This is a genomic window from Streptomyces sp. NPDC046931, from assembly GCF_040644655.1.
Lineage (GTDB): Bacteria > Actinomycetota > Actinomycetes > Streptomycetales > Streptomycetaceae > Streptomyces.
The window spans coordinates 55084-79543 of record NZ_JBEYWX010000002.1 but is presented as its reverse complement, the minus strand read 5'-3'; the positions used below and the strand labels follow the sequence as shown (position 1 = coordinate 79543).

Here is a 24460-nt window from a genome sequence, read left to right as displayed (position 1 = left end):
GGACGTGTTGTCGGTGGGCGCCTATAACCTCGTAAGCGTGTCGTCTCTCGCGCTGTACCGCCGCTATCGCCCGGAGTCCTTCGCCGAGGTCATCGGGCAGGAGCATGTCACCGACCCGCTGCAGCAGGCGCTGCGGAACAACCGGGTCAATCACGCGTACCTGTTCAGCGGGCCCCGCGGCTGCGGCAAGACGACCAGTGCGCGCATCCTGGCGCGCTGCCTGAACTGCGAGAAGGGCCCGACGCCGACTCCGTGCGGCGAGTGCCAGTCCTGCCGCGACCTGGCCAGGAACGGACCGGGATCCATCGACGTCATCGAGATCGACGCAGCGTCGCACGGTGGTGTGGACGACGCCCGTGACCTGCGTGAGAAAGCCTTCTTCGGACCCGCGAGCAGCCGGTACAAGATCTACATCATCGACGAGGCCCACATGGTCACGTCGGCCGGTTTCAACGCGCTGCTGAAGGTCGTCGAGGAGCCGCCCGAGCACCTCAAGTTCATCTTCGCGACCACCGAGCCGGAGAAGGTCATCGGGACCATCCGCTCGCGCACCCATCACTACCCCTTCCGGCTCGTCCCGCCGGGGACCCTGCGGGACTACCTCGGCGAGGTGTGCCGCAAGGAGGCCATCCCCGTCGAGGACGGGGTCCTGCCGCTCGTCGTGCGCGCGGGTGCGGGGTCCGTGCGTGACTCCATGTCCGTCATGGACCAGCTGCTGGCGGGCGCGGGCGCCGAGGGCGTGACGTACGCCATGGCCACCTCGCTTCTCGGTTACACGGACGGCTCGCTGCTCGACTCCGTCGTCGAGGCCTTCGCGTCCGGGGACGGGGCCGCCGCCTTCGAGGTGGTTGACCGGGTCATCGAGGGGGGCAACGACCCCCGCCGGTTCGTCGCCGACCTGCTGGAGCGGCTGCGGGACCTGGTGATCCTCGCCGCGGTGCCCGACGCCGCCGAGAAGGGGCTCTTCGACGCCCCCGCCGACGTACTGGAGCGGATGCAGGCCCAGGCGGGCGTGTTCGGCCCGGCCGAGCTCAGCCGCGCCGCCGACCTCGTCAACGGGGGACTCACCGAGATGCGGGGCGCGACCTCGCCCCGGCTCCAGCTGGAGCTGATCTGCGCGCGTGTGCTGCTCCCCGCCGCGTACGGGGACGAGCGGTCGGTCATGGCCCGACTCGACCGGCTGGAGCGGGGCGTCGACTTCTCCGGCGGCGGCGCGGGCCCGGCCATGGGTTACGTCCCGGGGCCCGGGGCGCACGGCGCGACCGCAGGGGGGCCGGTGCCGCAGGACGCGGCGCCCATTCCGCCCGGCGGGGGCGCCGCGGCGGCCCGGGCAGCGGTGCGGACCGGCGGTGCACCGGCTCCCGGCGTGGACGCGGGCCAGTACGGGGCCGGGGGCCCCGGTGGCCACGACAGCGCGGCGACGCCCGTCGCGGCCCCGCCTTCCGCACCCCGGGAGACGGCCCCCGCCGCCTCGACTCAGCCTCCGGCCGCCGTCCCCGCTCCGTCCCAGGCCCCGGCGGGCCCCGCCGCTCCCGGCGCCTGGCCCACCGCTTCCGCCACCGGCGGCCGACGGCCCGGCGGATGGCCGACGGCGATGCCCGCGGGCGGGGGCCAGACCCAGGCGGCGCCTCCGGCCGGCCCCGCGGCGCCTCCGGCTCCCGCCGCACCCGCACCGGCCGCCTCTTCCGCACCGGCCGCCTCTTCCGCTCCGGCTTCCGGCGGCCTCGACCCGCGCATGCTCTGGCCGAACATCCTGGAGTCGGTGAAGAACCGCCGCCGCTTCACCTGGATCCTGCTGAGCCAGAACGCGCAGGTGGTGGGCTTCGACGGGACGACGTTGCAGCTCGGCTTCGTGAACGCGGGCGCCCGGGACAACTTCCTGAGCAGCGGCAGCGAGGACGTCCTGCGACAGTCCCTGGCCGAGCAGTTCAATGTGCAGTGGAAGATCGAGGCGATCGTCGACCCGTCGGGCGGCGGGGCCCCTCCGGCCTCCGGAGGCTCCGGCTTCGGCGGCGGCTTCAACGCCGGCGGTGGCTCGGCCTCCGGCGGAGGTGGTGGCTACGGCGGAGGGGCGCCGGCCGCTCCGCGCCCCGCCCCCCAGCAGTCGGCACCCCCGGCGCGTCCGGCCGCAGCGGCGTCCCCGGCCGCGGCCGGTCCTGCCTCCGCGCCGTCCCCGGTGGCGCCCGCCGCCCCGGCGCGGCACGCGGTCGCCCCCGAGGACGACATGCCGGAGGACGACGACCCCGACCTCGACGAGTCGGCTCTCTCCGGCCATGAACTGATCGTCCGGGAGCTGGGCGCGACGGTGGTGGAGGAGTTCTCCAACGAGTGAGGAGTCTCCGGCGGGCAGGGCATGGCGAGTGACGCCGGTTCTTGGATAAAGCCACAAACCTCTGTCCATCCTCCCTTCGGTGGCCCCGACAAGGTCACCGTCCCGCGACCGTTAGGCTGACCCCGTGAAGGTCCTTGTCATCGGTAGCGGTGCCCGCGAACACGCCCTGTGCCGTTCCCTCTCCCTCGACCCCCACGTCACCGCGCTGCACTGCGCCCCCGGCAACGCGGGCATCGCCGAGGTGGCCCGGCTGCACCAGGTCGACGCCCTCGACGGAGGCGCCGTGGCCGCGCTGGCCACGGAGCTCGGTGCCGGGCTGGTCGTCGTGGGCCCGGAGGCACCGCTCGTCGCGGGCGTCGCGGATGCCGTGCGCGCGGCCGGGATCCCCGTCTTCGGCCCCTCCAAGGAGGCCGCGCAGCTGGAGGGCTCCAAGGCGTTCGCCAAGGACGTGATGGCGGCGGCGGGCGTGCCCACCGCACGTTCGTACGTCTGCACCACCGCCGACGAGGTCGAGGAGGCGCTCGACGCCTTCGGCGCCCCGTACGTCGTGAAGGACGACGGCCTCGCCGCCGGGAAGGGTGTCGTCGTCACCGCCGATGTCGACGCCGCGCGGACGCACGCGGCCCACTGCGAGCGCGTCGTCATCGAGGAGTTCCTGGACGGCCCCGAGGTGTCCCTGTTCGCCGTCACCGACGGCAGGACGGTCCTCCCGCTCCAGCCCGCGCAGGACTTCAAGCGCGCGCTGGACGGCGACGAGGGGCCGAACACCGGCGGCATGGGCGCGTACTCGCCGCTTCCGTGGGCCGACCCCAAGCTGGTCGAGGAGGTCCTGCGGACCGTTCTCCAGCCGACGGTCGACGAGATGCGCCGCCGCGGCACCCCTTTCTCCGGTCTGCTGTACGCGGGCCTGGCGATCACCTCGCGCGGGGTGCGGGTCATCGAGTTCAACGCCCGCTTCGGCGACCCGGAGACCCAGGTGGTCCTCGCCCGGCTGAAGACCCCGCTCGCCGGTGTGCTGCTGGCCGCGGCGAACGGCACCCTCGCCGACGTCGGCCCCCTGCGCTGGAGCGACGACGCGGCCGTCACCGTGGTCGTGGCCTCGTACAACTATCCGGGCACCCCGCGCACCGGAGACCCGATCACCGGCCTCGACGAGGTGGCGGCCGAGGACGCCCCGCATGCGTATGTCCTGCACGCGGGCACCAGGCGCGAGGGCGACGCGGTGGTGAGCGCGGGCGGCCGCGTGCTGTCCGTCACGGCGACCGGCGCGGACCTCGCCGAGGCGCGCCGACGGGCGTACACGGCGGTGGACCGCATCCGGCTCGAGGGCTCCCAGCACCGTACGGACATTGCGGCGAAGGCCGCGGAGGCCGCCGCCCGGGCCTGAGTCCGCGCCGACGCCCGGTGAACCCCACGGGCCCCGAATCCGTCTCCGGATTCGGGGCCCGTACCGTGTGTGGGCAGGCCGCGAACCGGGGCCTGGTCCTCGCCCAGCGTCACCCACCTTTCCCCAAGGCCATTCCATCGAGTGAGCGGTGACCCATCCGGCTGACGAGGGCCGGGGCCCCAACTAGGGTGCGGCGCAGGCCGTTCCGGCACATGGCTCACCGGCATTGCGATGTCAGTGACGGGTGCCACAGTGGGGGAGTGAGCAACGCACGGGTGTCCGGCGACGAGCACGGCGAAGGACACGACGGAAACCGTCGCGGCGCAGGGCGCGCCGGACACAGGCGGGCTGCACAGAGGCGGGACAGAGGGGGTGACGTCCGGTCGTGACCGGTATGGGTGTGGAGGCGGGCGCGCAGGCAGCGCGCTCACGGGCCCTTGCCGTGCTGCGGATCCGCAGCAGGGCACTGGCCGTCGCCCTGCTGCCCGCCGCCGTCGCCGTCGTGCTCCTGGTCGGCGGCTCCACCGGCCACATCAGCGGCCGGCGCTGGGAGATCGCCGGCTGGGTCATGACCGCCGTCGCCGGCGTCGTCCTGCTCTCCGCCGCCGGTATCGCCCTGGTCGTCGCCCGCGCCCGCCCCGCCGTCAGCCCGACGGTCCCGATCGCGGAGGAGGCGGCCCCCGATCTGTACCGGATGGTCCGGGACCTGGCCGACCGCCTGGACGTCCCCGCCCCGTCGTCGATAGCGCTCACGCCCGACTGCGACAGCTGGCTGGAGGACCGCACGCACCGCGCCCACGGCCCGCCGGCCCCCAGCGGGGAGGTGATATCCGCGGCCCGGGGGATACGCGACCTGTCGGCTCCCCGGCCCCACCGGGCCCCGGCCGCGCCCGTGCTCGTCATAGGTTCGCCGTTCCTGTGGTGGATGCGGGTGGGCGAGCTCCGCGCGGTCCTCGCCCCCGTCGTGGCCGGCACGGGCCCGTCGGCGCACCCGGACATAGCGGCGGCCCGCCGTTTCGTACGGGGGCTGGACGCCGCCGTCGCCGTGACGTCCGCACCCGAGCACGGCGCCCTCGCGCGTTCGGCGCTGGCCGGAGTCGGCTGGGTGGCCCGCCTGCTGCTGCGGAGCTGCCGGGTGCATGCGGCGGAGATGGAGCGGGGGGTGGCGGCGGCCGCGGCCGAGCGTGCACAGGCTGTGGACTACGGTCTGCGGATCGTCGCGCAGGAGCAGGTGGGGCTGGCGTACGCGGGCTGGGACCGCCTGCTGACCCGGGTCGCACTGCCGGCCTGGCGGATGGGCCGCTGGCCCTCGCGACTGGATGCGGGGGTGGTGGCGGCGCTGACGGAGCTGTCGCGACGGGACCGGCTGGCCGAGGGCTTCGCCTCCCGGCTGGGCGAGCGACCGGCCTGCGATCTGCTGGAGGAGCCGGGCCTTGTCGACGAGGCGGCCTCGCTGCTCGCGGCCCGGCTCTTCCACGGGGGCCCGGCCGAGCCCGGCCCGGAGTGGGCTCCGGTGGCCTGGCAGGAGTATCCGGAGGAGGTCGTCGACCGCAAGTGGCGCACCGACGCGGCCCGTCTCCAGCGCGTCCTGGACGCCCTGGGCGTCCAGCAGCCCCCACGGTCGGCGGTGCCCGGCGCGGACGGCCCGACGCTGGAGCGGGTGCTGGAGTACCTGACGGTGCGGGCGGCGGGGACCGGGGACTACGCGCCGGCCCCCACCGCCCCCGACGACGACGGCGTGGTCGCCAGTGTGCGGGCCGCCGCCCTCGTCGCCGGGCTCAGCGCCGCGATGGCACGGGAGGAGGCGGCCGCCGACCGGACACCGGGCGGTGGGGACACTGGGCAGCCGCCCGGCCCGGACCCGGCACTGTGGGAGGAGGCGGTGCTCCCGCTGTTCCCGCTCCAGCCGCCCCGTACCGGCCGGGAACTGCTCGTGGACCACGTCACCGCGATGGTGTGCTGCGCCGCGACGGACACGGCCGGGGCGGCACCGGGGCTCGACTGGCTGGACGGCCCCTCGCTCCTGGTCAAGGGCCGACGCGCGGCCGACCTTGCCCCTCGGGTCCTCACCCTGGTCGAGGAGGGCGACCCGGCTCCGCTGCGTAGCTGGCTCCAGGACCTGGGCGTGCGCCCCGAGAAGCCGGTCCGGCTGGTCTGACATCCGGCCACACGGCACCGGCGTCCCCTCCAGCCCGAACCGGCCCGCGCTCCGCCCCGGCCCGCACCCGTCGCACCCGTCGGCACCCCCGATCCCGCCCACCTGCGGAGACATCGAGTACGCCGATTCCGCAAGCCCGACCCCTGGCCGCAGAATCCCATTCCGTTCACGTCAATTCACGACGAACGGTGACGGAGTGCGTGCGTAATGTGATGTGCTGGGATCGAACGCGCACGAGGCACATGCCAGGGCAAGAGCTGACGAGGGCTCACGGGGGACGAGGGAGGGGACAGCACATGGGGTCGGAGCACATCCGCCGCTGGGAGTCGGGCGCTCTCGCGCATGCCGTGACGGATCCTTTCGGCCAGGGCCCCGTTCCCTGGCTCCGGGGAAGCGAGACGTACTTCGACGACACGGGGCAGGTAGTCCCCTGGTACGTGGATCCGGCACCGGCCCACATCCCGTCCCAGGGGCCCAAGGGCGCCCGTGTCCCGGCGCCCCGCACCGGCGGCCCCCGCTCCGCCGACGACGTCCACCGCCAGATCAAGGGCTTCACATCGACGGGCGCGGTCGCTCCGGGCGACGCCATCGACTTCCACATCACCGTCGACCCGCCCCAGGAGTTCGCAGTCGACGTGTACCGGATCGGGCACTACGGCGGCGACGGAGCATCCAAGATCACCACCAGCCCCCGGCTCTCCGGTATCGTCCAGCCGCCCCCGCTCACCGCCGACCGCACGGTCTCCTGCCACCACTGGTGGCTCTCGTGGCGGCTGCAGATCCCCTCGTACTGGAGCATCGGCGCGTATGTCGCCGTCCTCACCACCGCCGACGGCTACCGCTCCCATGTGCCCTTCACCGTCCGCGACGGCCGCCCTGCGGATCTGCTCCTGCTGCTGCCCGACATCACCTGGCAGGCGTACAACCTCTACCCGGAGGACGGGCACACCGGCGCCAGCCTCTACCACGCCTGGGACGAGAACGGCCGGCTGCTCGGCGAGGCCGACGCCGCCACCACGGTCTCCTTCGACCGCCCGTACGCGGGCGCCGGCCTGCCCCTGCATGTCGGCCATGCCTACGACTTCATCCGCTGGGCCGAACGTTACGCCTACGACATCGCCTACGCCGACGCCCGTGATCTGCACGCGGGCCGGATCGACCCCACCCGCTACCGCGGCCTGGTCTTCCCCGGCCACGACGAGTACTGGTCGGCGCAGATGCGCCGCACCGTGGAGCTGGCCCGCGAGCACGGCACATCGCTGGTGTTCCTGTCCGCCAACACCATGTACTGGCAGGTGGAGCTGGGCCCCTCCCCGTCCGGGGTCCCGGACCGGCTGCTCACCTGCCGCAAGCGCCGCGGCCCGGGGAAGCCCGCGCTGTGGCGGGAGATCGACCGCCCCGAGCAGGAGATGATCGGCATCCAGTACGCGGGACGGGTCCCCGAGCCACACCCCCTCGTCGTCCGTAACGCCGAGCACTGGCTGTGGGAGTCGACCGGCGCCGACGAGGGCGATGAGCTGGACGGGATGGTCGCCGGCGAGGCGGACCGTTACTTCCCCCGGGCGCCCCTGCCCGAGCACCAGGGCCGCATCCTGCTCGCGCACTCCCCGTACCGGGACGGCGAGGGCGTTCTGCGCCACCAGGAGACCTCCCTGTACCGGGCGCCGTCGGGAGCTCTGGTCTTCGCGTCCGGAACGTTCGCCTGGTCTCCCGCGCTGGACCGTCCCGGCCACACGGACACCCGTATCCAACAGGCCACGGCAAACCTCCTGGACCGCATCTGCAAGCGCGACTGAGGCTCCCCGACCCGCCCGCCTCCGGCCCGTCCGCCGTTGGTCCGTAGCCTGTCCGGCCTGGCCTCCGGGTCCGTCTGCCTGGTCCGCGGCCGGTCCGCCCCGGTCCGCGGCCGGTCCGCCGTCGGCCGGTGACGTGCCCGGCCCCGGCTCCGGATCTGTCCGCCCCGCTCCCCGGCCCGTCCGCCTCCGGATCCGTCCGCTGCCAGCCGGCTCCCGACCTGTCCGAGCCCGGTCCCCGATCCGTCCGCCCCGGCTCCCGACCCGTGCCGTACCAGCCCCCGACTCGCCCTCCCTCGGCTACCGACCCCGCCTTCCCCCGGCCCCCAACCCCGCCTCCCCCGGCCCCCGACCCGCCCGCTCCCCGCCCCCGGGCCGGGCTCGCTCCTCGTATACGGGAGAATCGAGCCAATTGGACAGAACCACGGGGAGGAACCGTGTCCGGATTCGTCGAAAAGCCCGAGCCCGTCCAGGTGCCGGGTCTGGTGCATCTGCACACCGGCAAGGTGCGCGAGCTGTACCAGAACGAGGCGGGCGACCTCGTGATGGTCGCCAGCGACCGTACGTCCGCATATGACTGGGTGCTGCCGACCGAGATCCCGGACAAGGGCCGGGTCCTGACCCAGCTGTCGCTCTGGTGGTTCGACCAGCTCCGTGATCTGGTGCCGAGCCACGTCCTGAGCACCGAACTGCCGCCCGGCGCCCCGGCCGACTGGGCCGGCCGCACGCTGGTCTGCAAGTCCCTGCGGATGGTCCCGGTGGAGTGTGTGGCCCGGGGCTATCTGACCGGCTCGGGCCTAGTCGAGTACCGGGAGTCCCGCACGGTGTGCGGCCTCGCCCTCCCCGAGGGGCTGGTGGACGGCTCGGAGCTGCCCGCGCCGATCTTCACTCCCGCCACCAAGGCCGCGGTCGGCGAGCACGACGAGAACGTCTCCTACGAGGAAGTCGTCCGTCAGGTCGGCGCCGAGACCGCCGCCCAGCTGCGGCAGGCGACCCTCGCGGTGTACGGCCGTGCCCGTGACATCGCCCGTGAGCGCGGGATCATCCTGGCGGACACCAAGTTCGAGTTCGGGTACGACGGCGACACGCTCGTCCTCGCCGACGAGGTGCTCACCCCCGACTCCTCCCGTTTCTGGCCCGCCGACCGGTGGGAGCCGGGCCACTCCCAGCCGTCGTTCGACAAGCAGTTCGTCCGGGACTGGCTGACGTCCCCCGCCTCCGGCTGGGACCGCACGAGCGAGCAGCCTCCGCCGCCGCTGCCGCAGGAGATCGTCGAGGCGACCCGGGCGAAGTACGTGGAGGCGTACGAGCGTCTGACGGGCGTCAGCTGGGCGTGACGGCCGCCCTGCCCACACGAAGAAGCCCCCGGCCTCGGGCCGGGGGCTTCTCTCTGGAGCGGACGACGAGGCTCGAACTCGCGACCTCAACCTTGGCAAGGTTGCGCTCTACCAACTGAGCTACGTCCGCACTGCGCGCTTGCGCGAAAGCAACTATACCCAACCCGGAGCGCGTGCGGGACGCACCACCGGATGCCGATTCACCGGCCCGGGCGGTGAGCCGGCCGGCGGCCGGGTCCCTGCGCACGGCCTCCGGCGGGAGGGCGGCCGCTCCACGATCCCGGCCACGGGCGTCCGCCGGCGACGCGGACCGGCGGCCCGGTCCCTGCGGTGAGCGCGTGGAGGAGGGCGGCGACGCGCCCAACTGCGATGGACCACGTGGCCCTTCTTCCGGGTGCCGTGTCGGGAGGCCGTCGCGCGCCATGGCCGTCCGACGCCCTCGCGGACCCGTCGCGCCGATCCCCACCAGGCCCGCGCCGCGGCGATCCCGACCACCACGAGCGCCCCGGACCGATATCGGCCTCCGCATTCGCATCCGGCGAGTTCGGTGCCCGTGGATGTGGCGACCCTCACACCGTCCACCGTCCGCGTGCACGAGAAAGGCCCCGGTCGATCGACCGGGGCCTTTGCTCCGTGGAGCGGACGACGAGGCTCGAACTCGCGACCTCAACCTTGGCAAGGTTGCGCTCTACCAACTGAGCTACGTCCGCACTGCCCCCGACCGGCTCTCACCGATCGGTGCGAGCACCAGCGTACCCGATCCTTTCCCCGGCTCTCGACAAGCTCGAGCAGGGGTCTCATGAAGGGTCGGCCGATGCCGTGGAGCGGGTGACAGGGATTGCACACTGCGCCTCCCCCTTGGAAAGGGGGTGTTCTGCTACTGAACTACACCCGCGTGACTCCTGGGGTCTCGGCCTTCCGGCCTCGCCCCTCGGCGTGATCCAGACTCTAGCTGATCACCAGGGGTGCAACGCAAGTCCGTTGCGGGCGGGGGTGGACGGGGGCGGCCGCCGGGCGGACGGGAGCCGCCCCGCGACCGCGCAACCGTGTCACTGCGCCTCTGCGAACGCCTCGTAGACCTTCTTCGGGATCCGGCCGCGCGGCGGGACGTCCATCTTGTTGGAGCGGGCCCAGGCGCGGACGGCGGCCGGGTCCGGCGTCAACGCAGTGTGCGTGTACGCCTTGCCGGACTTCGCCTTCTTGCGGCCTGCCTCGACGTAGGGTTCCAGCGCCTTACGCAGTTTCTTGGCATTGGCTCGATTGAGGTCGATCTCGTACGACTTGCCGTCGAGTCCGAAGGCGATCGTCTCCGCCGCTTCTGAGCCGTCGATGTCGTCAAAGAGAGTGACCACGACACGCTGCGCCACGAATATCGGTCCCTTCGTGCGGCACCTCCGCGATCATCCGCCATGACGTGCGCGGACGTCCGGGGATGCCGGGGAGATGTCGACTGTCCGGCAGTAATTGGGCAAAGTATCGGCTAATGCCAATTCCTTTGTACAGTGCCCGGCATTGCATTGTGAAGACCGACTGAATACCTCCGCGTGTCCCGACGGCAATGCTCCGTCGCCGTTCTTCTGCGGTTTTTCCGAGGATTTTCCGTACGGAGCCCGCCCGAGCGATGCAGGATCGTGATGGGACTCCCGTAGGAAGCTACGAATCTACGCGAGTAGAAATTTTGTGCAGGTAGTCTGAAGGGACCTGCTCAGCACCACACACCGGGAGTGCCAGTGGCACGCGTCGTAGTCGACGTCATGCTCAAGCCGGAGATCCTCGACCCCCAGGGCCAGGCGGTCCAGCGCGCCCTGCCGCGGCTCGGTTTCGAAGGCATCTCCGACGTACGTCAGGGAAAGCGATTCGAACTCGAGGTGGACGGGCCGGTCGACGAGGCCGCGCTCGCCCGCATCCATGATCTTGCGGAATCCTTCCTCGCCAACACCGTGATCGAGGACTTCACCGTCAAGGTGGAGGAAGTCGCGGAGGCCGCCAAGTGACCGCTCGTATTGGCGTCGTCACTTTCCCGGGCAGCCTCGACGACCGGGACACGCAGCGCGCGATCCGTCTTGCGGGCGCGGAACCCGTCGCCCTCTGGCACAAGGACAAGGACCTCAAGCAGGTCGACGCCGTGGTGCTGCCGGGCGGTTTCTCGTACGGCGACTATCTGCGCGCCGGTGCCATCTCCCGCTTCTCGCCGGTGATGGGGTCCGTTATCGAGCAGGCGAAGGCCGGCTTGCCGGTCCTCGGGATCTGCAACGGCTTCCAGATTCTCACCGAGGCCCACCTCCTCCCGGGTGCGATGCTCGGCAACGACCACCTCCACTTCATCTGCCGCGACCAGAAGCTGCGGGTGGAGAACGCGGGGACCGCCTGGACCGGCGACTACACCGCCGGCCAGGACATCCACATCCCGCTGAAGAACATGGACGGCCGGTACGTCGCCGACGACTACACGCTCGACAAGCTGGAGGCCGAGGGCCGGGTCGTCTTCCGTTACGTCGACTTCAACCCGAACGGCTCGCTCCGGGACATCGCCGGCATCACCAACGAGGCCGGTAACGTCGTCGGCCTCATGCCGCACCCCGAGCACGCCGTCGAGCCGCTGATCGGTACCGGTCGTACCGACGGGCTCCCGTTCTTCACGTCGATCCTCAAGAAGCTGGTGGGCGCATGAGCCGGACGCCTCTGGACACGGTCGAGCACGCGACCGCGACCCCCGACGTCGAGCTGCCCTGGGCCGAACTCGGCCTGAAGAAAGACGAGTACGAGCGGATCCACGAGATCCTGGGCCGCCGCCCGACCGGCGCCGAGCTCGCCATGTACTCGGTCATGTGGTCCGAGCACTGCTCCTACAAGTCCTCCAAGGTCCACCTCCGCCAGTTCGGGGAGAAGGCGCCCGAGTCCGAAGCCCTGCTCGTCGGCATCGGCGAGAACGCCGGTGTCGTCGACGTCGGCCAGGGCTACGCGGTCACCTTCAAGGTCGAGTCGCACAACCACCCGTCCTATGTGGAGCCCTACCAGGGCGCCGCGACCGGTGTCGGCGGCATCGTGCGCGACATCATCGCGATGGGCGCGCGACCGGTGGCCGTCGTCGACCCGCTGCGGTTCGGCGCGGCCGGCCACCCCGACACCAAGCGCGTCCTGCCGGGCGTCGTCGCCGGCATCGGCGGCTACGGCAACTGCCTGGGTCTGCCGAACATCGGCGGCGAGGTCGTCTTCGACTCCTGCTACCAGGGCAACCCGCTGGTCAACGCGGGCGCCATCGGTGTCATGCGGCACGAGGACATCCACCTCGCGAAGGCCTCCGGCGCGGGCAACAAGGTCGTCCTGTACGGCGCCCGGACCGGCGGCGACGGCATCGGCGGCGCCTCGATCCTGGCCTCCGAGACCTTCGACGACGCCAAGCCCAGCAAGCGCCCGGCGGTCCAGGTCGGCGACCCCTTCCAGGAGAAGCTCCTCATCGAGTGCACCCTGGAGGCCTTCAAGGAGAAGCTGGTCGTCGGCATCCAGGACCTCGGTGCGGCCGGTCTGTCCTGCGCCACCTCGGAGCTGGCCTCCAACGGCTCCGGCGGTATGCGCGTCAGCCTGGACGACGTGCCGCTGCGCGACTCCACGCTCTCGCCCGAGGAGATCCTCATGAGCGAGTCGCAGGAACGCATGTGCGCGGTCGTGGAGCCGGAGAAGGTCGACCGCTTCCTTCAGATCTGTGAGAAGTGGGACGTCATCGCCACCGTCATCGGTGAGGTGACGGACGGGGACCGGCTGGAGATCTACTGGCACGGCGAGAAGATCGTCGACGTGGACCCGAGGACGGTCGCGCACGAGGGCCCGGTCTACGAGCGCCCGTACGCCCGCCCCGAGTGGCAGGACGCTCTCCAGGCCGACGACGCGAACAAGCTTCCGCGACCGGAGACCTCCGAGGAGCTGAAGGACCAGGTCCTGAAGCTGGTGGCGTCCCCCAACCAGGCGTCCAAGAAGTGGATCACCTCCCAGTACGACCACTTCGTGCAGGGCAACACGGTCCTCGCCCAGCCCGAGGACTCCGGGATGATCCGCATCGACGAGGAGTCCGGGCTCGGTGTCGCCATCGCGACCGACGGCAACGGGCGGTACGCGAAGCTCGACCCGTACGCGGGCGCGCAGCTCGCCCTCGCCGAGGCGTACCGGAACGTGGCGACCACAGGTGCCAAGCCGCTGGCCGTCTCCGACTGCCTGAACTTCGGCTCGCCCGAGGACCCGGCGGTGATGTGGCAGTTCGCGGAGGCCGTCCGCGGCCTGGCGGACGCCTGCCGGCAGCTCGGCACCCCGGTGACCGGCGGCAACGTCTCCCTCTACAACCAGACCGGCGAGGCCGCCATCCACCCGACCCCGGTGGTGGCCGTCCTCGGCGTCATCGACGACGTCGCGCGCCGTACGCCGGTCGCCTTCCGGGAGGAGGGCCAGCTGCTCTACCTCCTCGGTGACACCCGCGAGGAGTTCGGCGGTTCGGCCTGGTCGCAGGTCGTCCACGACCACCTCGGCGGTCTGCCGCCGCAGGTCGACCTGGAGCGCGAGCGGCTGCTCGGCGAGATCCTGATCTCGGCCTCCCGTGACGGCATGATCGACTCCGCGCACGACCTGTCCGACGGCGGTCTGATCCAGGCTGTGGTCGAGTCGGCGCTGCTCGGCGGCAAGGGCGCGCGGCTGATCGTGCCGGACGGGCTCGACGCGTTCACCTTGCTCTTCTCCGAGTCGGCGGGCCGCGCGATCGTCGCGGTGCCGCGCTCCGAGGAGGTCCGCTTCAACGACATGTGCGGCGCGCGCGGCCTGCCCGCCACCCGCGTCGGTGTCGTGGACGGCGACACGGTGGAGCTCCAGGGCGAGTTCGAGCTGTCGCTGGAGGAGCTGCGCGAGGCGCACGAGGGCACCATCCCGGCGCTTCTCAAGTAGGTCCCGTCGGCCGCAGGACCACGTCCTGTCGGTCGTACGACGGTGAAGGCCCCGCCCGGTCCGCCGGGTGGGGCCTTTGTCGCGTTTTGTCACGCCGGGACCGGTTCGCTCCGCCGGGCCGGAGCCGAAGCACCGTTCTGGCCGGGGGACTCGGGCAGCCGCAGCGCCAGCAGTGCGGCGAGGGCCATCAGCCCCGTCCGCCCCACGCCGTACGCACCACAGCCGCATCGACGCGGGAGGGAGCCCGGACGTGGTCGCCGCCGACGCCGCCGAGCGGGCCGGGCGTGCCTTCGAGCTGGTGGAAAAGGGCCTGAGCGGGCTACGCCGTGAAGGCATAGGCTCACCTCCATGCCCCCGGCCAAGAAGCGCACCCGGACCTACGACCCGGCCAGGATCCGGGCCGCCGTGATGGCCCAGTTCGGACACATACGGGACGCCGTACGCGCCCTCACCCCCGAGCAGCTGGCCCTGCCCACGCGACTCGGCGACTGGACCGTACGCGACCTCGCGGCGCACACCGGGATGGCCCTCGGGGCCGTCAACCGGTTCCTCGACCTGCCGGAACCCGCCCGGCAGGAAGTGACGCTCCTCGACTGGCCGTTCGCCACCGCGGCCAACGCGGCCGGCATCGACGACATGAGCCGTCAGCTCGCAGAGCGGAACCCCGACCTCGACGCCTACCTCGAGGGTGTCGCCCAGCGCTTCACCGAGAGCCTGGACCGGCATCCGGGCACCCGGTTGCTCGCCACCGGCGCCGGCCCCCTGCCGCTGGCCGACTACCTCGTCACCCGCACCGTCGAACTCGTCGTCCACACCGATGACCTGAACGCCGCCGTCCCGGGGCTCGACATCCCGTACGACCGTCAGGCCCTCGCCGCCTGTACCCGGCTGCTCGCCGACGCCCTCGCCGTCCGGGCACCCGGCGCCTCCACCGAGGTGCGGGTGCCGCCGTACGCCGTCGTGCAGTGCATCGAGGGCCCCCGCCACACCCGCGGCACCCCGCCGAACGTCGTCGAGACCGACCCGCTGACCTGGATCCGGCTGGCGACGGGCCGGATCGGGTGGCCCTCCGCCCTCGCCGACGCCAAGGTCAGCGCGAGCGGCGAGCGGGCCGATCTGGGAGACCTGCTGCCCCTGATGACGTGACCGCCCGGGCCGGGGCGCGGGCGGGGAACCGCGCCCGGGACCCACCCGTCCCACCGCCATGGACAAGCACCGACTGACCCTCACCGTGCTGACGCTGCTCCCGCTCGCGGTGGCCTGCGGCACCGAGGCCGGTTCGGGCGGCGGCAGCGCTTCCGTCGCCCCGGGCACCGGCTCGTCCGTCGCCGGCGTCCACTGGCGCGTCGACAGCCTCACCGCCGACGGCACCACCCGAAAGGCCCCCCGCGGCGCGTACCTCCGGATCGACGACCACGGCCGGGCCCACGGCAACTACGGCTGCAACAGTTTCGGCGCGTCCGCCGCCCTCCGGGGCGACCGCATCGACTTCGGCCCCGCCCAGTCCACCGAGATGGCCTGCGACAAGGCGCCCATGGCGTTCGAGCGGGCCTTCTCGCGGGTGCTCGCCGGCCGTTCGCTCACCGCCGCCGTCGACCGCGACGCACTGACGCTCACCACCGAGGACGGCGGCCGCGTGCACCTGACCAGGGAGAGCGACGCCCCTCTGTACGGCACCAGGTGGCGGATCACCGCGCTGGTCGACGGCGACGTCGCCTCCTCGCTGCCCGCCGAGGCGGCCGGAAAGGCGTGGTTCACACTCGACAGGAGGGCGGGTACGGCATCCGGAGCACTCGGCTGCAACCGCTTCACCGCGTCGGCGACCGTACGGGACGGTCACCTCACGCTGGGCAGCCTGAGGACCACCCGGAAGATGTGCGACGGCTCACTCATGGACACCGAGAAGAGCCTCAGCACACGCCTCGGTCCATCGCTCGCGTATCGGCTCGGGCACCGTGGAATCACGCTGACCAGCGCAAACGGCAGGGGCATCGACGCGGTCACCGAGGGGTGAACCCGGGCGGCCGACGAGGCCGGGCGCCGCACGGAGCAGATGACCGGATTCGGACCAGTGCACGATCTCGCCTACACTCGGAACCGTGCCACGTGGTGACGGTCGACTCAATCACGATCTGCTTCCCGGCGAGAAGGGCCCCCAGGACGCATGTGGCGTCTTCGGTGTCTGGGCTCCGGGCGAAGAGGTCGCAAAACTCACGTACTTCGGGCTCTACGCCCTCCAGCATCGGGGCCAGGAATCCGCGGGAATCGCGGTCAGCAACGGCTCCCAGATCCTCGTCTTCAAGGACATGGGCCTGGTCTCCCAGGTCTTCGACGAGACCTCGCTGAGCTCCCTCCAGGGTCACATCGCGGTCGGACACGCACGCTACTCGACCACCGGCGCCTCCGTCTGGGAGAACGCCCAGCCGACGTTCCGTGCCACGGCGCACGGCTCGATAGCGCTCGGTCACAACGGCAACCTGGTCAACACGGCGCAGCTCGCCGAGATGGTCGCCGATCTCCCCAAGGAGAACGGCCGCGCCACCCAGGTGGCCGCCACGAACGACACCGACCTGGTCACCGCCCTGCTCGCCGGCCAGGTCGACGACGACGGCAAGCCGCTGACCGTGGAGGACGCGGCCGCCAAGGTCCTGCCCCAGGTCAGGGGCGCCTTCTCACTCGTCTTCATGGACGAGGACACCCTGTACGCGGCCCGCGACCCGCAGGGCATCCGTCCGCTGGTCCTCGGCCGGCTGGAGCGCGGCTGGGTCGTCGCCTCCGAGACGGCCGCGCTCGACATCACGGGCGCCAGCTTCATCCGCGAGATCGAACCCGGCGAGTTCGTCGCCATAGACGAGAACGGCCTGCGCACCTCCCGATTCGCGGAAGCGAAGCCCAAGGGCTGTGTCTTCGAGTACGTGTACCTGGCCCGTCCGGACACCGAGATCGCCGGCCGCAACGTCTACCTCTCGCGCGTCGAGATGGGCCGCCGCCTGGCCCAGGAGGCGCCCGCCGAGGCCGATCTGGTGATAGCGACACCCGAGTCCGGAACGCCCGCGGCGATCGGTTACGCGGAGGCGTCCGGAATCCCGTTCGGCTCCGGCCTGGTGAAGAACGCATACGTCGGCCGGACCTTCATCCAGCCCTCGCAGACCATCCGCCAGCTCGGTATCCGGCTGAAGCTGAACCCCTTGAAGGAAGTCATCAAGGGCAAGCGCCTGGTCGTCGTGGACGACTCGATCGTGCGCGGCAACACCCAGCGGGCGCTGGTGCGGATGCTGCGCGAGGCGGGCGCCGCCGAGGTCCACATCCGGATCTCCTCCCCGCCGGTGAAATGGCCCTGCTTCTTCGGCATCGACTTCGCCACGCGCGCCGAGCTCATCGCCAACGGCATGACGATCGAGGAGATCGGAGCCTCGCTGGGCGCCGACTCCCTGGCGTACATCTCCCTCGACGGCATGATCGAGGCGACCACCATCGCCAAGCCGAACCTGTGCCGCGCCTGCTTCGACGGGGAGTACCCGATGGAGCTGCCCGACCCGGAGCTGCTGGGCAAGCAGCTGCTGGAGACCGAGCTGGCGGCCGGTCCGGCCGCCACGGCCGCGGCCGACGCGATCCGTCGCCCGTGACATTCGCCGTACGACACGAAAGTTCTCATCGTCATGTCTGAGACCGTCAGTGCCGAGGGCGGCGCCAGCTACGCAGCAGCGGGCGTCGACATCGAAGCGGGCGACCGCGCCGTGGAGCTCATGAAGGAGTGGGTGAAGAAGACGCAGCGGCCCGAGGTCCTCGGTGGCCTCGGCGGCTTCGCCGGCCTCTTCGACGCCTCCGCCCTCAAGCACTACGAGCGTCCGCTGCTCGCCTCCGCCACGGACGGCGTCGGCACCAAGGTCGACATCGCGCGCCGGATGGGCGTCTACGACACCATCGGCCACGACCTGGTCGCCATGGTCATGGACGACATCGTGGTGTGCGGCGCCGAGCCGCTGTTCATGACCGACTACATCTGTGTCGGCAAGGTCCACCCCGAGCGCGTCGCCGCGATCGTGAAGGGCATCGCCGAGGGCTGTGTGCTGGCGGGATGCGCCCTGGTGGGCGGCGAGACGGCCGAACACCCCGGCCTCCTCGGTGAGGACGACTTCGATGTCGCGGGGGCCGGTACGGGCGTTGTGGAGGCCGACCGGCTGCTCGGCGCCGACCGTATCCGAGAGGGTGACGTGGTGATCGCCATGGCCGCCTCCGGGCTTCACTCGAACGGGTACTCGCTCGTCCGGCATGTCCTTCTCGACCGGGCGAAGCTCGGCCTCGACCGGCACATCGAGGAACTGGGCCGCACCCTCGGCGAGGAGCTGCTCGAGCCCACGAAGATCTACTCGCTGGACTGCCTGGCCCTGACCCGCACCGCCGAGGTGCACGCGTTCAGCCACGTCACCGGTGGCGGGCTCGCGGCCAACCTGGCCCGGGTGATCCCGGACGGCCTGCACGCGGTCGTCGACCGGTCCACCTGGGCCCCCGCGCCGGTGTTCGACCTCGTCGGGAAGACCGGCGACGTCGAGCTCCTGGAGCTGGAGAAGACCCTGAACATGGGCGTCGGCATGATCGCGGTCGTCCCCGGTCAGTCGGTGGACGTCGCGCTCGCCACCCTGGCGGACCGCGGCGTCGAGGCATGGGTCGCCGGCGAGATCACCGGCCGGGATGACCACGCGACGGGCGCCGCGCTGGTGGGCACGTACGCACGGTAGGAGCCTCGCGGGCCGAGTCCTGGCGGACAGCACAGAACCCGGCCCGTGGCCAGGCCACGGGCCGGGTGGGAGTTCAGTGCAGGGTCAAGCGCCGCGGCGACGCTGCTGCGGGGACTGGTCGTCCTCGTCCTCGTCGTCGTCCTCATAGAGGTCGGCGTACCGTGCGTACAGGTCGTCGTCGTGCTCATCGTCCTCGAACCGGTCGCCGTTCGGCGACGCGTTCGACGTCGATGCGCCCAGCTCCTCGGCCAGGCGTGAGAGATCCGTCCCACCGCTGTTGTACTTCAGCTGGCGGGCGACCTTCGTCTGCTTGGCCTTGGCCCGGCCGCGCCCCATGGCTCGACCCCCTCAACGACGGGGCTCGACGGCCCCAGAGTCTTGACACGCGTTCATGATCCGGAACGGGCTCTCCGTGGAGAGACCGGCCCGTAGGGCTTCCACGGTACCTGAGCCCACGCCCATACGGTACGTCGCCCGCAGGGCGGGCGTGTGCACAGGACCGTCGAGGCGCCCCGTCCTCGCTGGTCACGGCCGATTTTAACCACTTATTGGCGGACGACCCGCCGATAAGAGTGAGAGTTCTCTCCAAGCTCTCGTCGGCGGGTACCGGTCAGACCTGTGCGGCACCCCCGGGAAGGGCCGCCGTGACGGACCCGGTCCGCGCCTCCGCCATCCGCTGCTCGGCGATCCGGTCGGCCGCCGCGGCCGGCGGAATACCGTCGTCCTTCGCACGTGCGAATATGGCCAGCGTGGTGTCGAAGATCTTCGCCGCCTTCGCCTTGCACCGGTCGAAGTCGAAGCCGTGCAGCTCGTCGGCCACCTGGATGACACCGCCGGCGTTGACGACGTAGTCGGGGGCGTACAGGATCCCGCGGTCGTCGAGGTCCTTCTCCACTCCCGGGTGCGCGAGCTGGTTGTTGGCCGCGCCGCACACCACCTTCGCCGTCAGCACGGGCACGGAGTCGTCGTTGAGCGCGCCGCCCAGCGCACAGGGCGCGTAGATGTCGAGCGCTCCGAGGGCATGGGAGCCGCGGATGAGGGCGTCGGTGTCGGTGGCCACGGCCACCTCCGGGTGCGCGTCGGTGATCCGGCGCACGGCGTCCGGGCGCACATCCGTGATCACGACCTGGGCGCCGTCCTCCAGCAGGTGTTCCACGAGGTAGTGCCCCACCTTGCCGACGCCCGCGACGCCCACCGTGCGCCCGCGCAGAGTGGGGTCGCCCCACCGGTGCTGGGCCGAGGCCCGCATGCCCTGGAAGACGCCGTAGGCGGTCAGCACGGAGGAGTCGCCCGCGCCGCCGTTCTCCGGGGAGCGGCCGGTGGTCCAGGGGTTCACCCGTGCCACGACGTCCATGTCGGCGACATAGGTGCCGACGTCGCAGGCGGTGACGTACCGGCCACCGAGCGAGGCCACGAAACGGCCGTACGCGAGCAGCAGCTCGTCGGTCTTGATCCGCTCGGGGTCACCGATGATCACGGCCTTGCCACCGCCGTGCTCGAGGCCGGCCATGGCGTTCTTGTACGACATTCCGCGCGCGAGGTTCAGCGCGTCGGCGACGGCCTCCTCCTCGTTGGCGTACGGGTAGAAGCGCGTACCGCCGAGCGCGGGGCCCAGAGCGGTGGAGTGGATCGCGATGACGGCCTTGAGGCCACTGGCCCGGTCCTGGCAGAGCACGACTTGCTCATGGCCTCCCTGGTCCGAGCGGAACAGGGTGTGCAGGACGCCGTCGGATACGTCGGTCACGGTGGTGACTCCCGGTTGAGTAGCGGCGGTTGGGTGCGGGTCCCGTGCGGGTGGCGGGCCCCGTGGGCATGAGCGTAGAGCGTGTGGGCGCCCGCCAGCCGCGCAGTGCCCAGGATCACCCTCCCTCGGAGTACACCGGGATCGGTTCGTGGGACGATTTGCAATGGTTTTCCACCTCGTTCGGCCGCGCCCGGACGGGTTTCACGTCAGGTCCGATGGGGAGGGAGCAGGCGTGCCCAAGGTGTCCTCGGTGATCGTCCCGTACGCGTCCTACTTGCGGGTGTACGAACCGCTGGCCGCCTTCCCCGAGCCGGAGCGCAGCCACTGGGCGCGTTACGCCCGGCGCCCCGACCGCCCCTCGTACCAGGACGAACTGCGCCGCTCCCTTGCCGACTTGGTGCCCACGCCGCCGGTGGCGGTTCCGGTGCACGAGAGCAGCGACGCCTTCGTGACCGAGGTCGAGGGAGTGCTGTGCGTGTGCCCGTGGCGCACCCGGCTGCGCGGCTGGCAGGCACTCGGGGAGCTGGTGCAGGAGCTGCCGGCGCCGATCCTGGACGCGGTGCTGCCGCCGGTCGTGCGCCGCCAGGCCGCCCAGGACTACGAGCGCTGGCTGGAGCGCAATCCGGACGCCCGGCCGTGGATCCGGACCGCGACCTGGCAGGTGCCGCTGAACTGGTTCGTGCTGGTCTCGGACGATGAGCGCCGGTACGAGAAGGGGTCCGCCGAGGTGCCTCCGATGCTGCGGTACCGCACGCCCATGGTGCAGGCGCGGCGGCGCACCGCGCGGGCGCTGCGGACCCTGAGGGACGCCATCGACGAGGGGCCGCTGATCGAGGGCCTGGTCGACGTGGGGCGGTGGCTGGAGGAGTTCCACCCACGGTCGCTGGTCGAGCTGGACTACGGCGGGCTCGTCCATGTCCTGCCGCCCGCGGAACTGGACGGCGACCACTCGGCCGCGGATGTCGCCGAGGGCATCGAGGCCCTGCGGTACGGGGACGGCGCCACGGCGGGGGAGGCGTACGGGCGGCTGGTGGAGCGCTGGCGGGGCGTACGGGACCGTCGCTCGGCCAACTGAGGGCGGCTTCCGGAGTCAGGCCTTCGGGAGCCGGTGCACGAATTGTGACCTGCGAGACATGGTGAAGTGACAACCATTGGCCCATGGTTGACCTACCGCAGGCCCGCCCGGGGGGACGTAGGTATCGATCCGGGCTTATGCCGTCAAGCGTGACGGACGGCACTTACAAGGACCTTGCGCCTTACGGCCCTCCTCATGCCAAAATAGGACAAGGAGTCCGGGGGAGGCTCCTTCTGCCCACTTGGCACCACTTATGGGCGGAATCTCAGCATTGCACTCTCTATGGGGGGTCTAGTGCCTCCTGATCGCCACTGTGACTGATCGTCACAGTGGCGTGACTGTCCGCTATGGCATGGTCCATCGGCTTCCGTCGCTGATGAACACCTGGGAGGGCAATTCCATCGGTTTGGCCGACGCGGCTGGACAGATGGTGTAGTTGTAGTGCCGAGGACAAGCCGTTCGTCCTATAACCGACTCGACTCGCGTCCGCCATTTCGGGCAACGCGGGTCAAGGTGCAGAATTTAGAGGAAAGAACCGAGAAGGTTCGGTTCTCCCGAGGAGGCCGCTCATGACCGCTCGCACCCCTGATGCCGAGCCGCTGCTGACCCCGGCTGAGGTCGCCACGATGTTCCGCGTCGACCCCAAGACGGTCACGCGGTGGGCGAAGGCCGGCAAGCTCACGTCGATCCGCACGCTCGGCGGGCACCGCCGCTACCGCGAGGCTGAGGTGCGCGCTCTGCTCGCGGGCATCCCGCAGCAGCGCAGCGAGGCCTGAACAACTGCATAGCCGGACATACCGGCAGGTCCCCCAATCTGCCGCGACGTCCGAACCACAGCTCCAAGCGACGCGGGCTCTGCCCCAACAGCGCCCTCGCCCAAGGTCAGTAGAGGCACGACAAGGGTGCGTCGTCGATCGCGCTGGACTCCGCCGGGTCCAGCGCGATCTTTTTTGTGCCCTGATCCGTGGTCGCGGGCCGGTCTGTGAGCGGCCTTGTCGGAGTCTGGGGAGGGGTGTCGGATCTACTGTGCGGTACCTCGGGAGACAGTGCAATTGCACATATTAAATTGACTTGTTGTAGGAGGGGTGTAAGTGCAGGGGTCACCAATACTTGTGTGGTGACACCCGTCACACGTTCGCGGCCTTGTGGTGTTCATGTTGCCCTTGCTAAAGGAACACGGCTGCGTGAAGGGGGTGTTGGGCGGGGCGTACGTTCACGAGTGCCCCCGTGGACGCCCTCCAACCCCTCTCGGCGGCCGGTTCCGAGGCCGGCTCACGACGTGGCGGGGCGGTCCTCCTCGGGGATCATCCCGGGCCCTTCGTCCTCGGCGCGCTGGCCGGGCTCCATGGCCAGCCGCAGAAGGTGATGGCAGACCGCGCAGCGGGGCGTCAGATGGCGGTACCCGGAAGCGGCGGACAGATGTGCACGGAGCAGAGCACGGGTCTCGTGCCGAGCGGACGTCGCCATACGCCACCTCCTCGGGGCCCGACCGGGCAGGGCCTTGAGTTCTGGGGTACTGACGAAAGCCGACGCCGTCAAGACACCCCGAAACACCCCGGAACCGGCACGCCGATGTCCTCGACATCCGGGGCGCGCGCGGAATGGTCGCTTGGGCGGGGGCGCCTGGGCGTCGGGGATGGGGAGAGAACGGGGCCGGAGCGGCGCTGGCGCCTGGGAATCGGGGATGGGGGAGGGAACTGGGCCGAAGCGGGGTCGGTGAGGCGCCGGGTGCGTCGAGGACGTTGAGGACGGCGAAGACGGCGGGTGCCGAAGGCACTGGGGGAGTGGGGGCGTGGGGGCGGTGGAGACGCTGGAGAGGCCGGAGGCGGTGAAGCTGCCGGGTGCGCCGGGTGCGCCGGGCGCGTTGGGGATGTTGAGGCCGACGAGGGCGCCGGAGGCGTCGAAGTCGCCGAAGACGGACGCCGAGGATGCCGAGGACGCTCGCGGTGTCGGGGTGCCGAGGACCCTGAGGGCGTTGGAGTTGGCGGAAACGGCGGGGACGTCAGGGGCGCCGAGGAGACGGCAGATGCTCGCGGAATCGGGGGCGGCCAGGCTCCGGGGACCGCGGACACGCGGAAGGGGTCGAGGGCGCCGGAGGCGTCGAAGTCGCCGAAGACCGTGAAGAGGCCAGGGGCACTGGAGACACCGAAGACGCCGGGGAAGGCGAAGAGTCGGGGACGCCGAGGGCACCGAGACGGTGGGGTACCCGGGGTGCCGAAGGCGCCGGTCGGGTGCGTCGGAGGCGGTGAAGGCGTGAGGCCGGTGAGGGCGAGGCGGCTGATGACTGCGAAGACGCCGCGGGCATCGGAGACGCCGGGGAAGGCGAAGGGCTGGAGACGTCGAGGGCGTTGGGGACCGCGAGGTCACTGAGACGGCGGGGCGCCGGGGGTGCCGCAGTCGCCGGGACAGCGGGAGGCGTCGGGGGCGCCAGGGCGTCGGGGCGTCAGGGGGCGTCGGGGCAGTGGAGGCGCTGAGGCCGGTGTGGGTGGCGGAGACATCGGAGGGGCTGAAGATGGCCAGACCGGCAGGGACGCCGGGGGAGCCGAAAGACACCGTGGGTGCCGTGGGCGAAAGCTTCGTGGATGTCGGGGACGGAAGAAGCCGCTGGAGACGGCAGGACCCATTGGAAGGGGCTGAAGGGGGCGGAGGCGTCGAGGCTGCCGAAGACCGCCAGAGGCCGCGGGCACAGGAGACGTCGAGGACGCTGAGGACGGTGGACGCCGAGACGGCGGGGCGCGGAAGGTGCCGAAAGCCTCCGTGCCGGGCGGCCGGTCAGGTGAGGCCTGACGGTGGCATGAGAAAGCCCCGCATCCGTAGATGCGGGGCTTCGCTGCGGTCCTGACGGGATTTGAACCCGCGGCCTCCACCTTGACAGGGTGGCGAGCACTCCAAACTGCTCCACAGGACCAGATTTCGCGGCGCTCGTCGTGCGGTGCGCTGCGAGAAGAGACTGTACAGGAGGGTGAGCC

18 protein-coding genes and 4 tRNA genes are annotated in these 24460 nt (G+C 71.4%); 14 read left to right on the top strand and 8 right to left on the bottom strand.

Annotated features, from left to right (window positions below; translation table 11 throughout):
• Positions 1-37 precede the first annotated feature (37 nt).
• From ABZ876_RS04380 to ABZ876_RS04360, 5 genes are all read left to right on the top strand, one after another.
• Positions 38-2332 carry a DNA polymerase III subunit gamma and tau gene (locus ABZ876_RS04380; RefSeq protein WP_361774098.1) on the top strand — a complete coding sequence of 765 codons (2295 nt, stop codon included), beginning with the start codon at positions 38-40 and terminating at the stop codon, positions 2330-2332.
• A 124-nt stretch (positions 2333-2456) separates the two neighbouring features.
• A complete protein-coding gene (gene purD / locus ABZ876_RS04375; RefSeq protein ID WP_361774095.1) occupies positions 2457-3719 on the top strand; it encodes a phosphoribosylamine--glycine ligase in 1263 nt (420 codons plus the stop codon).
• Positions 3720-4113: 394 nt separating this feature from the next.
• A complete protein-coding gene (locus ABZ876_RS04370; RefSeq protein WP_361775525.1) occupies positions 4114-5877 on the top strand; it encodes a hypothetical protein in 1764 nt (587 codons plus the stop codon).
• Between the two features lie 296 nt (positions 5878-6173).
• Complete coding sequence (locus ABZ876_RS04365) at positions 6174-7673, top strand: N,N-dimethylformamidase beta subunit family domain-containing protein (RefSeq protein WP_361774092.1); 1500 nt, start codon at positions 6174-6176, stop codon at positions 7671-7673.
• A 434-nt stretch (positions 7674-8107) separates the two neighbouring features.
• Entirely contained in the window at positions 8108-9007 is a 900-nt protein-coding gene (locus tag ABZ876_RS04360) for a phosphoribosylaminoimidazolesuccinocarboxamide synthase (protein WP_361774089.1), read from the top strand.
• Between the two features lie 54 nt (positions 9008-9061).
• Here the strand turns inward: ABZ876_RS04360 and ABZ876_RS04355 are convergent.
• The 4 genes from ABZ876_RS04355 to ABZ876_RS04340 all read right to left on the bottom strand — a co-directional run bounded on the left by ABZ876_RS04355 (position 9062) and on the right by ABZ876_RS04340 (position 10374).
• Positions 9062-9137 (bottom strand) — tRNA-Gly (locus ABZ876_RS04355).
• Positions 9138-9641: 504 nt separating this feature from the next.
• A tRNA-Gly gene (locus ABZ876_RS04350) sits at positions 9642-9717 on the bottom strand.
• A gap of 110 nt (positions 9718-9827) precedes the next feature.
• A tRNA-Gly gene (locus ABZ876_RS04345) sits at positions 9828-9902 on the bottom strand.
• A gap of 154 nt (positions 9903-10056) precedes the next feature.
• Positions 10057-10374: an Lsr2 family protein gene (locus ABZ876_RS04340; RefSeq protein WP_361774086.1), complete on the bottom strand. Its 318-nt coding sequence runs from the start codon at positions 10372-10374 to the stop codon at positions 10057-10059.
• A gap of 363 nt (positions 10375-10737) precedes the next feature.
• Between ABZ876_RS04340 and purS the strand changes: the two genes are divergently transcribed.
• The 7 genes from purS (at position 10738) to purM (ending at position 18672) form a co-directional block, all read left to right on the top strand.
• Positions 10738-11001: a phosphoribosylformylglycinamidine synthase subunit PurS gene (gene purS, locus ABZ876_RS04335; protein WP_015659417.1), complete on the top strand. Its 264-nt coding sequence runs from the start codon at positions 10738-10740 to the stop codon at positions 10999-11001.
• Positions 10998-11678, top strand: coding sequence for a phosphoribosylformylglycinamidine synthase subunit PurQ (gene purQ, locus ABZ876_RS04330; protein WP_361774083.1), 681 nt, complete (start codon positions 10998-11000; stop codon positions 11676-11678). The genes purS and purQ overlap by 4 nt, the downstream gene beginning before the upstream one ends.
• Positions 11675-13933: a phosphoribosylformylglycinamidine synthase subunit PurL gene (gene purL, locus ABZ876_RS04325; protein WP_361774080.1), complete on the top strand. Its 2259-nt coding sequence runs from the start codon at positions 11675-11677 to the stop codon at positions 13931-13933. Before purQ ends, purL begins: the two co-directional genes overlap by 4 nt.
• Positions 13934-14281: 348 nt before the next feature.
• Positions 14282-15079: a sterol carrier family protein gene (locus tag ABZ876_RS04320; protein ID WP_361774077.1), complete on the top strand. Its 798-nt coding sequence runs from the start codon at positions 14282-14284 to the stop codon at positions 15077-15079.
• Between the two features lie 58 nt (positions 15080-15137).
• Positions 15138-15947, top strand: a complete 810-nt coding sequence (locus ABZ876_RS04315; protein ID WP_361774074.1) for an META domain-containing protein — start codon at positions 15138-15140, stop codon at positions 15945-15947.
• 85 nt (positions 15948-16032) lie between these two features.
• A complete protein-coding gene (purF, locus tag ABZ876_RS04310; protein WP_361774071.1) occupies positions 16033-17559 on the top strand; it encodes an amidophosphoribosyltransferase in 1527 nt (508 codons plus the stop codon).
• Positions 17560-17592: 33 nt separating this feature from the next.
• Entirely contained in the window at positions 17593-18672 is a 1080-nt protein-coding gene (gene purM / locus ABZ876_RS04305; RefSeq protein WP_361774068.1) for a phosphoribosylformylglycinamidine cyclo-ligase, read from the top strand.
• A gap of 84 nt (positions 18673-18756) precedes the next feature.
• Here purM and ABZ876_RS04300 read toward each other — a convergent pair whose 3' ends face one another.
• On the bottom strand, positions 18757-19008 hold the full coding sequence (locus tag ABZ876_RS04300; protein WP_234519094.1) for a DUF3073 domain-containing protein: 252 nt from the start codon (positions 19006-19008) through the stop codon (positions 18757-18759).
• A 274-nt stretch (positions 19009-19282) separates the two neighbouring features.
• Complete coding sequence (locus ABZ876_RS04295; RefSeq protein WP_361774065.1) at positions 19283-20416, bottom strand: Glu/Leu/Phe/Val dehydrogenase dimerization domain-containing protein; 1134 nt, start codon at positions 20414-20416, stop codon at positions 19283-19285.
• 232 nt (positions 20417-20648) lie between these two features.
• Between ABZ876_RS04295 and ABZ876_RS04290 the strand changes: the two genes are divergently transcribed.
• A complete protein-coding gene (locus ABZ876_RS04290; RefSeq protein ID WP_361774062.1) occupies positions 20649-21491 on the top strand; it encodes a hypothetical protein in 843 nt (280 codons plus the stop codon).
• A 569-nt stretch (positions 21492-22060) separates the two neighbouring features.
• On the top strand, positions 22061-22267 hold the full coding sequence (bldC, locus tag ABZ876_RS04285) for a developmental transcriptional regulator BldC (RefSeq protein WP_003949541.1): 207 nt from the start codon (positions 22061-22063) through the stop codon (positions 22265-22267).
• 496 nt (positions 22268-22763) lie between these two features.
• Here bldC and ABZ876_RS04280 read toward each other — a convergent pair whose 3' ends face one another.
• Together ABZ876_RS04280 and ABZ876_RS04275 are read right to left on the bottom strand one after the other, a co-directional pair.
• Positions 22764-22958, bottom strand: coding sequence for a DUF6274 family protein (locus tag ABZ876_RS04280; protein WP_361774059.1), 195 nt, complete (start codon positions 22956-22958; stop codon positions 22764-22766).
• 1366 nt (positions 22959-24324) lie between these two features.
• Positions 24325-24399, bottom strand: a tRNA-Asp gene (locus tag ABZ876_RS04275).
• Positions 24400-24460 lie beyond the last annotated feature (61 nt).

Coding starts and splice junctions, on each gene's coding strand:
- ABZ876_RS04370 (WP_361775525.1), top strand. CDS start 4,114: ATGGGTGTGGAGGCGGGCGCGCAGGCAGCGCGCTCACGGGCCCTTGCC.
- ABZ876_RS04365 (WP_361774092.1), top strand. CDS start 6,174: ATGGGGTCGGAGCACATCCGCCGCTGGGAGTCGGGCGCTCTCGCGCAT.
- purL (WP_361774080.1), top strand. CDS start 11,675: ATGAGCCGGACGCCTCTGGACACGGTCGAGCACGCGACCGCGACCCCC.
- ABZ876_RS04320 (WP_361774077.1), top strand. CDS start 14,282: ATGCCCCCGGCCAAGAAGCGCACCCGGACCTACGACCCGGCCAGGATC.
- ABZ876_RS04315 (WP_361774074.1), top strand. CDS start 15,138: ATGGACAAGCACCGACTGACCCTCACCGTGCTGACGCTGCTCCCGCTC.
- purM (WP_361774068.1), top strand. CDS start 17,593: ATGTCTGAGACCGTCAGTGCCGAGGGCGGCGCCAGCTACGCAGCAGCG.
- ABZ876_RS04300 (WP_234519094.1), bottom strand. CDS start 19,008: ATGGGGCGCGGCCGGGCCAAGGCCAAGCAGACGAAGGTCGCCCGCCAG.
- bldC (WP_003949541.1), top strand. CDS start 22,061: ATGACCGCTCGCACCCCTGATGCCGAGCCGCTGCTGACCCCGGCTGAG.
- ABZ876_RS04280 (WP_361774059.1), bottom strand. CDS start 22,958: ATGGCGACGTCCGCTCGGCACGAGACCCGTGCTCTGCTCCGTGCACAT.